Origin of the sequence: Pyrodictium occultum, from assembly GCF_001462395.1 — an archaeon.
GTDB lineage: Archaea > Thermoproteota > Thermoprotei_A > Sulfolobales > Pyrodictiaceae > Pyrodictium > Pyrodictium occultum.
This window is the reverse complement of record NZ_LNTB01000001.1, coordinates 1,098,120-1,111,337: the sequence shown is the minus strand read 5'-3', so window position 1 is coordinate 1,111,337 and position 13,218 is coordinate 1,098,120. Positions and strand designations below refer to the sequence as shown.

Annotated in this window: 12 protein-coding genes; 6 read left to right on the top strand and 6 right to left on the bottom strand. The window is 59.5% G+C overall.

Annotated features, from left to right (window positions below; translation table 11 throughout):
• The first annotated feature begins 17 nt into the window (after positions 1–17).
• Positions 18–371 (top strand): hypothetical protein, encoded by a 354-nt coding sequence (locus CF15_RS05820; RefSeq protein ID WP_058370946.1) that lies wholly within the window; start codon positions 18–20, stop codon positions 369–371.
• A gap of 5 nt (positions 372–376) precedes the next feature.
• On the opposite strand, the gene argF is transcribed toward CF15_RS05820, so the two are convergent.
• Positions 377–1,321 (bottom strand): ornithine carbamoyltransferase, encoded by a 945-nt coding sequence (gene argF / locus CF15_RS05815; protein WP_058370945.1) that lies wholly within the window; start codon positions 1,319–1,321, stop codon positions 377–379.
• A gap of 159 nt (positions 1,322–1,480) precedes the next feature.
• The gene (locus tag CF15_RS05810) at positions 1,481–1,816 is read right to left on the bottom strand and encodes a hypothetical protein (protein ID WP_168371307.1); all 336 of its coding nucleotides are present in this window, start codon (positions 1,814–1,816) and stop codon (positions 1,481–1,483) included.
• A 199-nt stretch (positions 1,817–2,015) separates the two neighbouring features.
• Between CF15_RS05810 and cyoE the strand changes: the two genes are divergently transcribed.
• Positions 2,016–2,939 (top strand): heme o synthase, encoded by a 924-nt coding sequence (cyoE, locus tag CF15_RS05805; RefSeq protein WP_070807831.1) that lies wholly within the window; start codon positions 2,016–2,018, stop codon positions 2,937–2,939.
• A 35-nt stretch (positions 2,940–2,974) separates the two neighbouring features.
• Here cyoE and moaA read toward each other — a convergent pair whose 3' ends face one another.
• Entirely contained in the window at positions 2,975–4,087 is a 1,113-nt protein-coding gene (gene moaA, locus CF15_RS05800; protein WP_168371306.1) for a GTP 3',8-cyclase MoaA, read from the bottom strand.
• Between the two features lie 246 nt (positions 4,088–4,333).
• Here moaA and CF15_RS05795 point away from each other — a divergent pair, with 246 nt between their 5' ends.
• The 3 genes from CF15_RS05795 (at position 4,334) to CF15_RS05785 (ending at position 6,845) form a co-directional block, all read left to right on the top strand.
• A complete protein-coding gene (locus tag CF15_RS05795) occupies positions 4,334–4,543 on the top strand; it encodes a hypothetical protein (protein WP_058370941.1) in 210 nt (69 codons plus the stop codon).
• 131 nt (positions 4,544–4,674) lie between these two features.
• The gene (locus CF15_RS05790; protein ID WP_236698155.1) at positions 4,675–5,295 is read left to right on the top strand and encodes a VIT1/CCC1 transporter family protein; all 621 of its coding nucleotides are present in this window, start codon (positions 4,675–4,677) and stop codon (positions 5,293–5,295) included.
• Positions 5,296–5,561: 266 nt separating this feature from the next.
• Positions 5,562–6,845 (top strand): BPG-independent phosphoglycerate mutase family protein, encoded by a 1,284-nt coding sequence (locus CF15_RS05785; protein WP_058370939.1) that lies wholly within the window; start codon positions 5,562–5,564, stop codon positions 6,843–6,845.
• Between the two features lie 254 nt (positions 6,846–7,099).
• Here CF15_RS05785 and CF15_RS05780 read toward each other — a convergent pair whose 3' ends face one another.
• Together CF15_RS05780 and glnA are read right to left on the bottom strand one after the other, a co-directional pair.
• Positions 7,100–7,846, bottom strand: a complete 747-nt coding sequence (locus tag CF15_RS05780) for a hypothetical protein (RefSeq protein ID WP_058370938.1) — start codon at positions 7,844–7,846, stop codon at positions 7,100–7,102.
• Between the two features lie 104 nt (positions 7,847–7,950).
• Complete coding sequence (glnA, locus tag CF15_RS05775) at positions 7,951–9,342, bottom strand: type I glutamate--ammonia ligase (RefSeq protein WP_058370937.1); 1,392 nt, start codon at positions 9,340–9,342, stop codon at positions 7,951–7,953.
• A gap of 116 nt (positions 9,343–9,458) precedes the next feature.
• Between glnA and CF15_RS05770 the strand changes: the two genes are divergently transcribed.
• The gene (locus CF15_RS05770) at positions 9,459–10,481 is read left to right on the top strand and encodes a hypothetical protein (RefSeq protein ID WP_168371305.1); all 1,023 of its coding nucleotides are present in this window, start codon (positions 9,459–9,461) and stop codon (positions 10,479–10,481) included.
• Here the strand turns inward: CF15_RS05770 and CF15_RS05765 are convergent.
• Positions 10,465–13,215, bottom strand: a complete 2,751-nt coding sequence (locus CF15_RS05765) for an AAA family ATPase (protein WP_058370935.1) — start codon at positions 13,213–13,215, stop codon at positions 10,465–10,467. The two genes, CF15_RS05770 and CF15_RS05765, sit on opposite strands and share 17 nt — an antisense overlap.
• Positions 13,216–13,218: the final 3 nt, after the last annotated feature.

Sequence of the window (13,218 nt, the reverse complement as noted above, 5' to 3'; positions counted from 1 at the left end):
CGGGGTGCAGGGACGCCTTGACCCTGGCGGAGATAGTGTTCCAGAAGAGGAAGCTCGAGGAGAAGTACGGCATAGAGGGCAGGGTTGCCGGCCTGTACGTTGAGGCAGGCTACAGTGTCAGGATGTGGTTTAACACTGCTAAGGGCAGGCTGTCCTTCGTTGCCAGGAAGGAGGGCCGCGTGCTGGCGGTCGACGTGGTGGCGGAGTCCAAGATCCTCGGGCGCGAGGCTGTGGAGGCTCTCTCGGAGAAGGCTAGGTCGATAAACGCCTCGCCGGTGCTTGTGCTCTACGGGTCTGGGCCGAGGCTCTCCGAGGAGGCTAAAAAGGCGGCTCAGGAGCTGGGCGTGTCAGTCCGCCGGGTTAGGCCTTGAGGGCGCTAGGGGGAGAGTAGCAGGGCTAGCACGGCTTTTTGTACATGCAGCCTATTCTCAGCCTGGTCCCATACAATGCTCCAGGGGCCCTCTATTACCTCCTCCGTTACCTCCTCCCCACGGTGGGCTGGCAAGCAGTGCATGAACACTGCCCTGCTCGACGCTAGAGACATGAGCTGCTCGTTGACCTGGTAGCCTCTCAGCATCCTGCGTCTCTGCTCGGCCTCTCCCTCCTCCCCCATGCTTACCCATACGTCCGTGTATACTACATCAGCCCCTCGCACGGCCTCCCTGGGGTCCTCGAGGATCTCTATAGTTGCCCCGCTCTCCTCCGCGGCGGCCTGTGCAGCCTCCACCACGTCGCTGCGGGGCTGCAGCCCGGGCGGGGACGCTATAGCTATGTGGCCTCCCAGCTTCGCTACTACGAGCAGCAGGCTGTGGGCAACGTTGTTGCGCCCATCACCCACATAGGCAACCTTCACGCCCTTGACGCTGCCGAAGCGCTCCTCGATTGTGAGCGCGTCGGCCAGCGCCTGCAGAGGGTGCTCCAGATCACTCAGCATGTTTATCACTGGGACTGTGGAGTATGCTGCCAGCTCCTCTAGGCTCTTGTGGCTATACACCCTAGCCGCTATAGCGTCAACATAGCGCGAAAGAACCCTAGCAGTATCCTTGATGGGCTCTCCCCTGCTGAGTTGGGTCTCGCCCTTCCGGAGCACCAGCGGGTAGGCGCCGAGCTGGACCGCCGCAACCTCCATGCTGACCCGGGTTCGCGTACTGGGCTTCTCGAAGAGGAGCGCTATAGTCTTACCCTTGAGTACGGGTATCACACGCTCGCCGGCATAGTAGCGCTGCTTGAGCTGCTTAGCCGTGTCTAGTATTAGGCGGATCTCCTCGCGCGAGAGGTCGCGTATGGATAGGAGATCCCTCCCCTGGAGAGTGCCCGGCAAAACATATACACCCTGGCCTACCCCATGACAAAAGCCAGGGATAATAGGGTTCCCTTGTCGTAGAGGCGGGGAACGCCAGGGCTTCTAGCACGCTCAGCCCATGGGAGTGTCTTCATCCCCCCGGGGGGTCTGAGACCGCTAGTCCACATCACCGTCCTCCTAGGTGAGCATCAGCCCAACACCCCGGCACTCTGAGGCCAGGCTTTCCAGAAGCATCACAGACTCCACAACATCAGATGGCTCGCTGCATTCAACGACCACGCCGGCTTCATAGGAGGCGGGTATAGCGTGAAGCCCGGCACTAACCGGTTTCGGGGGCTTCATAGTGACGAGGCATGTCTTCCTGCTTGCTACGAGCCAGCCCGCCTTGGATCCCGGTGCGCAGTTGGACTCCTTGCACAGCTTCTCGCCGGCCCGTAGGAGGCACTCGAAAAGCAGTGAGGCATCCGGGGACACCAGCCTAAGGTCAACCCTGTGTACACAATACCCCGGCATAGACGCCCCGCGCCCTCCCGAAAGGCTGTAGCCCGCCGCGGCCCGAGTGTGCCGTCAGCCGGTCCCGGCGGGGGCATCTTATATTCCCGAGCGCCGCTGGGCTAGAATACTCGGGTTGAACACTCTAAACAGTGACCTACACGGTCTATCATGCCCAGGCTCATCCGCGGCTAGAACGGCTATCGGGGAATGATACGGGATGGCGGAACGCGGTCCAGGACTTAGGGCCCAATACGCTGGGCGTTCAGGCGGACTCAGCAAGCTGGTAGCGGACATAGCTGCGCTCATAAAGCTGCGCCAGACGACGCTTCTAGCGTTCTCCATGTATACAGCCTTTATCCTTGGCGGGGGGTTCCATAAGCCTCTGCTGTTTCACTTGTTAGTAGTAGTGCTTGGCTACATCTCTATAGCGGCAGTCACAGCGCTAAACATGTACTTCGACCGCGACATAGACGCTGCAATGCCTAGGACCAAGGATAGGCCCCTGGCCGCTGGCAGGATGAACCCCCGCAGTGTACTTGCCGGTTCAAGCATACTACTCGCAGCATCCCTAGTAATAGCAGCTCTACACATAAACGTGTATTATAGCGTTGCAATATTGATCGGCTTCCTCTTCGACATAGTGGCCTACACTATCCTGTTAAAGCGTAAGACCCCGCTAAGCATTATAGCCGGAGCCATTGCCGGCGGCGCCCCCGCCCTAGGCGGATGGGCGGCCGCAACCGGGGTCATAGATGTAAACGGTCTTCTACTATCGCTGCTCGTGGTAGCCTGGGTGCCGGCCCACATATGGTTCCTGGCAACCTTCTACCGCGAGGACTATAGGAAGGCTAACGTTCCAATGCTGCCCGTCATAGCGGATCCCAACGTGACGGCCATGGGGATAGGCTTTGGGGCTATCGTTATGGGCTACGTGGTTGTGGGCCTATGGCTCAACGGTGCAATAGGCTTAGCCTCGCTAGCCTACGGGCTGTTGGCCTCAATACACGTATTCTCTATGGCAGTCAAGTACAGCATAATGAGCGGTGACGAGATCTACGCCAAGAGGGCCTTCAAGGTGACCAACATGCACCTGGGCATGCTCTACCTAGTAATGATACTGGAAAAGCTGGTCCTCCATTAACGCTGGCAGAGGGGAAGACGGCTCGTAGCCGGCAGTTATTTCAAGGCTGTGTAGTCTCCCCACTCCGCCAGCATTTTTCTAAGCAGCTGATCGCTACGCGGCCCCGTGAAGTGCAGTGAGCCACCCCTCTTGGGCAGCCCTATCCTAGCGGTCCGCCAGCGCCTCCGGGGCGGGACAAGCTTTGAGCCCAGAGGATAGAGGACATAGGGGGCCCGCAGCATGTTAGCCTCCTTTATGGCAGATATAACGGCCTCAACCTTCTCCTCGAAGCCCTTTAGGCCCTGGAGCCTGGGCCTCACCTCTACCGGCTTACCCCGCCAGTTAAGGCATGGAAGGAGCTTGAAGTCATAGGTTACTCTGATTCTCGTACAGCCAGCACAGAAGATGAAGTTACCGACAGGCCCCACCAGCTCTACCTTGACCCCATTGTCCAGTATTAGTACCGGTCGGTTGTGCAGGCCTATACGGTATTTTATCTCGACCACCCTTCCCTCAAGCTTCTCCAGCACACGCCACCTTGGCAGATAGTGTTCATTGAACCTCCTTGCTGCCTTGCCTACCGGGTGAAGCTCTATGAACTGTACGCTTGCACCCATCTTGGCGGCTAGGTCTATCACCCCTGTTATGTCGTTCTCGTTTAGCCCTCGGAGTATCACGAAGTTTATTTTAACCGGTATACCATAGTCGTGGAGCAGTTTGAGGTTGCTGAGAACTCTCTCAAGCATGTTGGAGCCGGTTATGGCTTTGAACTTGCTAGCTGAGAGGGAGTGGAGGCTCACGTTCACATGATCTACTCCAGCGTCTGCTAGGCCGGGCATATGGTGGTGTATAAGCGACCCGTTAGTCGTTATAGAGACGTATGCCTTGCCCCTGCTCTTCAGTATTGATACTATCCTAGCGAGGTCCCTCCGGAGTGTTGGCTCGCCTCCGGTGAGCTTGAAGGCCCTAATATCGAGCCTGCGGGCGGCCTCGGCTATGAGCTCTATCTCGTCAAGCCTTAGCTCCTTCTCCTCCAGCTCCTGCTCCCTATAGCCCTCCATGTGGCAGAAGAAGCAGGAAAAGTTACATCGGCCCGTAACCATGATACGGAGGTTTGTGAGAGGCCTACCGTAACGATCTATGAGTGGCGTAGTGAGGTCACCCGTCACTACGTGCCCTATAGTACCTGGCAGGTATTATACTGTGGCGTCGGCCACTATCCCCAACATCTAGATACCCCTCAGTGCGCGAGCTTAAATTATTACCCCGGGAGGCCGGTAACCCACCATCCTCGGGACTAGATGGAGACTATTATGCACAGGCTCGATGCTGGCAGCTAAACGCGATCACGATGCGGAGGTATCCCGGCCTTGGAGCCCTCTCGCGAGAGGACATGTCCAAGGTGTCGTACGCGCATGGAGTATCGCGTTGAGATAGAGTTCGGCAGCGACGGCGCCAAGAGGATAAGATACTACTACCGATGCCCCAGGTGCGGCTACCGCCTCCCGGACATGACTATAATAGTCAGGCCCGGCAGTAATGGGGGTATGGTAATCGAGACCGAGGAGTATAGGGAGAGGAGGCTGGCTGCTAGCAGAGTGGAGGCGAGAGCGGCTAGGGGCTGAAGGCGGCGGCCCGTTTTTAAGCCTATACGGCCTAGGCGGGCCCTCTCGGTTGCTGGGCCCCTCTCTACGGAGGAGTTGAATCTACCTACTCAGCCTTCATCCCGGTGATGGGGGCCTGTGCAGCGGCCTTGTTGGGCAGGCTCCTCGGTCGAATCGCCAGGCTTTATCGCGATATAAAAGGGTATGTTAGGATCCTGGATGCAAAGAGCATTGCCAGGAGGATGTTTGTCACCAATAGCTTTGATGGACTGCTCTCAGCACTTGGTGTTGTGTTGGGAAGCTTTATTGGAGGCGTTACAAACCCTATCAGTTATGTTGGTAGTGTAGTGGGAGCTTCATTCTCTATGGGGTTCTTCAGCGGGTTCGTAGCCACATACCTCTCCGAGCGTGCTGAGAGGCTTCGAGAGCTCCGCAAGACCGAGAGGGTAATGGCTCACCCGCTGCGTGGGAGCGTGTACGAGAAGGCTGCGAAAATGGTGCCGCTGTACGTGGCGCTCTGGAGCGGTATTGGTGCAATAGCCCTCCCAACAATAGGTATTTCTCCCTTCATTGTTGCAGCGTTCGCGGGTGTAAAGGCCCCCATACCTATGCTTGTCTACGCGTCTGCAGCTATAATGGTGGCTGAGCTATTCATGCTGGGCGTGTACCTGGGGAAGGTGAGCGGCGAGAATGTATTGGTAAGCGGCGCCAGGCTGGCTCTGATAGGCCTCGCCGCAGTGGCGTTCTTCACCCTGGTATCGCTAGTCAGGTAGGAGGGCAGTGGGCAGGGGCCTCGGGACAGCGAAGAGGTCATCAACGCGGGCGGGTCTAGGAGAGGCCCCTGGTAGGGCCTCAGCTCCGCCGGAATACCTCATCGGTGCTCCTGGGTGTCGTGTAAGCTGCTGCTAGAGAATAAGCGTTGCACCGAGGCACTTGGAGCCGTGGATAAGTCTTTTCCCTCCACCGCGGGTCAGAAGCCCAGCGGTGCATCCCAACCGGGCTAGGGCCCGGGCACAGGAGGCGGCATGGTGAATGCGGCGTGGCGCCGAGGCTCATACTGCTCATACTCGATGGTGCGGCCGATAGGCCGGTGGATGGTGTGACTCCTCTCTCCGAGGCGAGGACTCCGGGCCTAGATGCTCTGGCCGAGCATGCTGTCTGCGGCTTCCACTATCCCGTAGCTCCTGGAATAGCGCCGGAAAGCGATCTCGCAACTCTATCCCTGCTCGGCTACGAGCCCGAGAAGTACTATACTGGGAGGGGGCCGCTCGAGGCCCTGGGGATAGGTCTCAGCATAAAGGCCGGCTACGAGGTTGCCTTTAGAGCGAACTTCGCGACAATAGATCCTGCCACTAGGAGGATAATCGACCGCAGGGTCGGCAGGAGCCTTGGAAGCGAGGAGGCGAGAAGTCTTGCAGCAGCCCTCGACGGCATGGAGCTAGGCGAGAACGGCTACGCCCTGGTCAGGGCCACCGTGGGGCACCGCGCAGTAGTGGTCATAGGGAGCAGGGAAAGCCGTCTCAGCGCCGCCGTCTCCAATATAGATCCCGCCTACGTGAGGAAGGGCCTCATCTCGGAGGCTGTGAGCAGCCCAGAGATGATTCTCCCCAGGTGCAAGCCTCTAGAGGACACGGAGGAAGCTCGTCGCACCTGCAGGCTGGTAGACGAGTTCGTCGACAAGTCTATAGAGATTCTCGAGAACCACCCTGTCAACGCCGAGAGGGCTAGAAGGGGCCTGCTAAAGGCTAATGCAATGCTCCTGCGTGATGCCGGCGACAGGATACCCGAGATGCCCCCTATTACCAGCAGGTTCGGCTTCTCCAGTGCGGCCTCCGTAGCCGAGATGCCGGTAGAGATAGGCATAGCTAGAGCCGCTGGGATGAGGGCTTACAGGGTGTCTCCCCCCTCCGGTGACCTTGCCCGCGACCTGCCGGAGCGCCTGGAGGCTGCGGTAAAGGCTCTCGAGGAGGGCAGCCAATTCCTCTACGTCCATCTAAAAGGCCCCGACGAGCCAGGCCACGACGGCGACTTCGAGAGAAAGAAGAATGCTATAGAGCTTATAGACGAGTACTTTGTAAGGCCCTTGATAGAGAGGATAGACCTAGACGATGTAGCGGTGCTAGTGACTTCGGACCACGCGACGCCCTGGAGCCTCCGGAGCCACAGCGGCGACCCGGTACCCTGGATGCTATCCTGGCGCAGACTCCCCGGGGGCCCCGGCGAGTTCAACGAGATCGTCTGTGGGAAGCGCGGCTCCAAGACCTTAGAGCATGGCTGGCTCCTGCTGCCATACGTGGTCGACACAATCAGGAGGGCTCAGTAGCGCCCGAAGCATCATCACTTAGAGGAGCCCCTCTCCGCGTGTCTGGGGCTCCGAGGAATCAGCTCCGGTCCACCTCAGCACGGCCCCGGGGGGTAGCCACGTATACACCCAGGGAGGATTTAGGCTTCCCGTCTGGAAACCCTCCTAGCCCTCCAGGGGCTCTAGGGGCCGTGAAGAACCCGAAGATAGGGGAGGCCCCGCCCCCGAGCCGATGGCCTAGGCCTTCCTAGCGGAGCCCTCACGCCTCCCGAGTACTAGAGCACCTCAAAGGCCACGGTGCGCAGCCCGTTGAGGGCAGCCAGGCACTCCAGGTAGTCCTCGCTCTCCCTGGACCCCTTAACGCAGCCCGATACGCGCCTCAGCGTCCAATAGTCTTCCTCGCTGAGCGGGGCCAGGAGCCTCAGCGAGGACGTGCAGCTACGCGATACCAGGAACTCTGCCAGGCCTCCGGCTGCCAGGAAGTCGGCGGCGGAGCTAAGGTCCTGCGCAGAAGGGTAGCAGGAGAGACCCGGATGAGTGTGGGCGAACGCCACAGCAGGGATGAGGGGGAGGCGTATCTCGTACTCGCCCCCACGGCCATAGGCTATCTCGCCGTTCCAGCCTATGACGACGAAGTACTCTCTGCCGGTTACAGAGGCCTCCGAGAGCGGCTTATAGAACGTGTTGCTGAAGAGCCTTACAATCATGCTTGTTACTTGTGAGAACCCCGGGTACTCTCCCCCGAAGCCCTCAACACACTCCAAGGTGTAGCCCATGATGGGGGCGCCGAGTATCCTTGGAAGAGACCTCTTCAGCGCTTCGAGCGTGTCATCCACGCAGCTGGCAGCATGGATGACTATGCGCGGCTCCCCGCTGCAGAGGGGCTCCACGCCCGCATCGACGCCGGTGTCCTCGACGTAGTAGGAGAGGACGTGGAAGGAGAGACCGAGGCACGCTATCCGCCTGGCCGCCTCCCTCGCCTCCCTGGACTCAAGGGCTTCTAGCGGGCCTCGGGCCGGCATCCCCTTTTCCTCACTCGGCTCCTCGGAAAAGCCCGGAGCCCTCCTCACGGGCCGGGAGCGGGGGGAGAGAGGGCACAGGGGAGAAAAGAGCGTTGCAGGGCGCGCTAGAGGTTGAAGTACATGTAGACCTCCACCGGGTTGGGGTACTGGCGTAGCTCCATAGCCTCGCGGCGCTTCACATCAATGTAGGCCTCTAGGATATCCCTCGTGAATATCGGCTTTAGGAACTCGTTATCGCTCTCCAGCTCGTCCAGGGCCTCGTCGAGGCTACGCGGCAGCTGCTTTATACCAAGCCTCCGCCTCTCCTCCTCACCCATCTCGTAGACGTTGCGGTCCACGGGGTCGCCTGGCTCGATCTTCTTCTTAATCCCGTCAAGGCCGGCGGCCAGTATGGCCGCGAACGCCAGATACGGGTTGGCGGTTGGATCCGGGCTCCGGAACTCTATCCTCTTAGCCTTCTCTACACCCTTCTCGTAGAATGGTATACGTATCGCAGCGCTGCGGTTTGCCTTACCCCAGACCAGGTAGACCGGCGCCTCGTAGCCGGGTACCAGCCTACGGTAACTATTCACTGTGGGGGCAACGATGGCCGCCAGCGCCCTCCCGTGCTCCAGTATCCCGCCTATGAAGTACCTGGCTGTCTGGCTCAGCTCTGCGTACTCGTCGCTGGGGTCGTAGAAGAGGTTCCTACCGCTACTCCTATCCCAGAGGCTTACGTGGACGTGCATGCCGTTACCGTTGTCGCCGGCTACCAGCTTGGGCATGAAAGTAGCGGCCATGCCGTGCTTTGCCGCCACGTTGCGGGCAACGTACTTTAGGGTGACCACGCGGTCGGCGGTTGTCTTTAGATCGCCGAACCTAAAGTCTATCTCCACCTGGCCTAGTGCAGCAACCTCGTGGTGGTGGGACTCGACCCTAAAGCCAAAGTAGTCCTCCAGCACGCTGGCTATCTCATACCTTACAGCAGCCACCTTGTCTATGGGGGACGGGGTGTGGTAGGCCTTCTTAGTCCTCTGGAAACCTAGCTCCTCCTCATAGTCCATGTACTCGCGGGATACAACACGGTAGCCCAGCCCCTTTGTAGGCGTCTCAACGTCGAGGAAGAGGCCGTCCACTAGCATGAACTCTACCTCTGGGCCGAAGTAGGCTTCAAGACCCTGGGAGGCGAGGTACTCCATAGCACGGTCAGCTATGTAGCGGGGGTCCTTGGGGAATCTGCCCTCGGTGGAGTAGACGTCGGATATCATCCTACCGGTGTCCTTGGCCCAGGGGATCACGGCGAACGTCGACGGATCGGGGCGGAGACGGTAATCACTCTCATGTATGCCGGCGAAGCCCTCTACACTGCTCCCGTCGAGCAGGTTGAGCCCCTGCTTGAACGCCTTATCGTCAACCTCCCTGGAGGGCACTGCTACGCTGCGGAGGTGGCCGGCCACGTCCACGAAGTGGAGCTCCACCCAGCGTACCTTCTTGAGCTGCTCTCCTGCGGACTGCACAAGCGTTCACCGAGCCGGCGGAATCCCCGAACATGTAACTAAGTATTTCCACCATGAAGTGTGAACGCTGTTCAAGAGTTACATCTAATCTGTAGTTATGAAAGGAGAACGTGCTCTTGGAGGCCTCCCCTGGCCTAGCCGCTAGTAGTGTAGTTAAATCTTGTGGCCTCCTCCGGGTGCTGCCCGGGCGATTGCTGGTGGTGTGCAGCGTTAACGTATATGTAGACGCTACAGGGCCTGCGCCTATAGCCTCCTACGAGGCCACGTGCAGCATCCTCTACGTCTGCGGCGAGGTGCGGGTAGAGCCCGCTGAGAGTGCTGAGGTGGAGGTGCTAGGGGACACCGGGTGCTTTGTGGCCAGGAACAGGGGAGGGAGAATGAGCCTGCGGCTGGAGTACCGCAGCCTCCCAGAAACCATCCCGTCAAGGCCGGCACTGCCCCAGCCCTACCCTCCCTTCAGCGTCGTGGATGCATTCGTCGTGGTTGACTCCAGGCCGGGTCTGGAGCTCTACGGGCTCCCCTTCCGCAGGTCTGCAGTGGTTACGCTCACCCAGCGCACCCTCCTCGAGGGCCGTTCACCCCTCCAGCTGGTCGTGGTGGACGAGGCGCTCGACGAGCTGCACGGCCTATCAACTAGGCTGGGCCCCCTGGAAACCCTCTACCCGGTCCTATCCGGCGACGAGCAGGTAGACGGGATAAAGCTCTGCGAGGCTGCCCGCGGCTATGGACTCCAGGTATGGGGCGAGTGCGTGAACAAGCTAGGAGGAGTCAGGGTGTCCCCCTACCTCCAGCTGCTCCGTAGCACCCGCGCCCGGAGGCCAGTCTTCGAGGCGGTGGCTGCACGGCTCTACGCTGGCACGGCTGTCAACTCCCTCCTCGACCCGGCAGAGCTTGCCAGGAAGCTGTACGACATGGGGCTAGACACTCCCGTCTGGGCCCGCAGGAGTGGAGGCGGCTTGCGGCTTGAGGGCATAGAGGGGATTAGGGTATGGCTCCGGAGCCTGGTAGACGGGGTCGAGAAGATAGAGGGGCTCCGGATGGGCCGGGGGCCGGCCGTCCTCAGCGGGGAGTATAGCGAGATAGCCCTGGCCTGCAGGCAGTGCTGGGAGCCACTGGACTTCTTCATCCAGCAGGGCTAGCTGCCAGGCCGGCCTCCAGGGCGGTGCTCTCCCCGGGCGCCCGTATCCTCACAGTGCTCGCCCCGTCGATCTTAACGACCTCCACCACCTTGTCAGCCGCCTCCTCAACCTCCCTGTCGTGGGTAACCACTATGAGCTGTGCAAGCCCGCTTGCCTCCAGCCCATACCTTATAATGTCTACGAGCTCGCGCCTCTTCTCCTCGTCGAGGTGGATAGTAGGCTCATCCATTATCATCGACTCTATTTTCTCGCCCACCACGCGGGCGAGCGCAATCCTGTAAGCTATAGCCAGCGCTATCCTCTCGCCACCGCTTAGCATAGACACCGTCTTCTCGCCCTCGCGTGTTACAAGGACTACGCTGTAGTCGTCCTCGAGCCTTACATCGAGGAAGTCTATGTTGAACCTCATGAGCGTGTCGCGTAGATGGTACTCTAGTATATTCTTCAAGGCGTGCCTTATAGCGCGTGGCACGCCGTTAGGGCTCAGTGCGCGTCTTATCTTCTCTAGAGCAGCTATGGCGTTGCCGTAGCGCTGCAGCTCCTCCTGCAGCCTTTCAACCCTGCCGCGTAGCACCTCGATCTTCGACACTATAGCCTCGAGCTTTTCTTTTGCACCTTCCAGCCTAGCCACCTGGCTCCTCAGGTCCTTAAGCCTCTCCTCAAGCTCGCGCAGCCTTGTCTCAGCCTCTTGAAGCTCGGCCTCAACACTAGAAGCCTCCTCTACCTCCTTTCTGGTCTTCTCCAGCTCGGCCTCGAGCCTTGAGATCTCTGCTTCAAGCCTCTTCAGCCTGGCCTCCGCCTTGGGGAGCCTCTCAGCCTCACTCTTTAGCCCGGCGAGGTACTCGCGGTAGTGGCTAACCCTCTCTGCCGCCTCCCTCAATTCGTCCATACTCATATTCAGCTCGTCTAGAATCTCCGCCAGCCTCCTCTCATGCTCGGCAAGCCTTGACACTATCTCCTCCTCCTGCCGTTTCAGCTCCTCGTACTGCTCGGCTAGCGCCTGAAGCCTCTGGTACCTACTTACCAGCGGCTCCAGCTCCCGGAGCCGGTGGCGGGCCTCCTCGTACTCCTGGCGCTTCGCGAATAACTCCAGGTACTTTCTCTGCAGCTCTTCTATCTGCTTCTCCGCCTCCTCGGCCTCCTTTATCATGGTCTCAATGCTCTTTGCCTCCCCCTGCACCGTCCTGGCAAGCCTCTCCAGCAGCTTCTTCTTGTACTCCAGCTCGCTGTACTCGCGGCGCAGCATCACGGCCTGCGACTCGATCCTCCTAAGCTCTGCCTCTAGCCTCCTCTTCTGCTGCCTAAGCCTCGATATCAGCTGTATCCTATGCTCCTCGGTGAGGGGTCTGCCGCATAGCGGGCAGCGGCCCTGGGCCTCCGTAAGCTTCATCAGCTTCTCCTCTAAGTCGCGTATCTCGGAGCTCTTAGCTCCAGCCTCCTCTTTCAGCCTCTCGAGCTTAAGCCTTGTAGACTCCACGGCCTTGTCGAGGCTTGCTATTATAGACTCGAGCTTCTCCACTATCTTAGCGGGCTCCTTGGGGAGCTCCAGGGGTATGTCTGACCTAAGCCTGTCCATAAGCCTCCTCATCTTGGTATCAACTTCTTTTCTCAGCCTCTTAGCCCTAGCCTCAAGCTGCTCAATCCGGGTTCTAACCTCGTGGTAGCGCTTGTTATCCTCCTCCAGCTTCTCCACCTGTCTCCTGAGCCTCTCATACTCCTCCCAGGCTTGCCTAGCCTCCGGCAGCCCCTCCAGCTCCTTCTCGATCTTCTCTCTATTGTGGCGTAGTGCCTCCAGTACCTCCCTATTCTTATCAAGCTCCTCCAGGATCCTCGACGCCTCCTCTATAAGCTCTATGCTCTTCTCAATCCACCGGAGGCTCTCCAACTCCTCCTTAGCGTTCTTGGCCCGCGTGTACTCGGAGCGAGCCTCATCGTACTCCTCGCGGAGCTTCTGGAGGCTGCGTTCCAGCTCAGCCATCCTGGCTTTCAGGGCCTCCAGCCGCTGCGTGCGGGCCCGCAGCTCCTCTACCTTCTCCCTCAGCTCCTCATACTCCTTCTCCGTAGCTGCTAGGAGCGGCCGCAGCTCCTCCAGCTTCTTGGCCACCTTGTCGTATTCTTTGGCGCTCTCCTCCGCCTCTCTCAGCCTGGCCTCCTCGCTCCGGTACTGCTCCTCGAGCATTGTCTTCTTCGTCCGGAGGAGCCGTAGTATGGAGGCTAGGCGGTCATAGGTCTTCTCGATGGCTTTTAGCCTGAGTATAGTGTTTATTGTATCTATGCGCTTCTCCTTATCCACTAGTATCCTGTCTATCTCGCCCTGCCTGGTCACGAGGAGGAGGTCTGCGAGCGAGGGGTCTATGCCGAGTATCCTCCGCAGCTCTGCCTTCACGCTCTCCACTCCGCGGGCGATTAGCTTTGGGGAGCCGTCATCGAGCTGGTAGAGGAGCGCTTGCGTAGCGCCGGTGCGCTGTACCACCTTCTGGAGCCTATACCGGTTGCCTCCGGAGCTGAACTCTACAGCTATACGGGCTATATGGGCGCCGAGCCTTATCAGGTCGTGTTTACGGCTGCGTGTGCCGCGGCTATGTGAGCCGAACATGGCGTATGTTATAGCGTCTATTATGCTGCTCTTGCCGGCGCCGTTGGGCCCCACTATTGCTATAATGCCGCGGCCGAAGTCTATTCTCGTCCTTCTGTGGCTCAGCACGTTCTCCAGCTCGACACGCTCCACTATCACGGC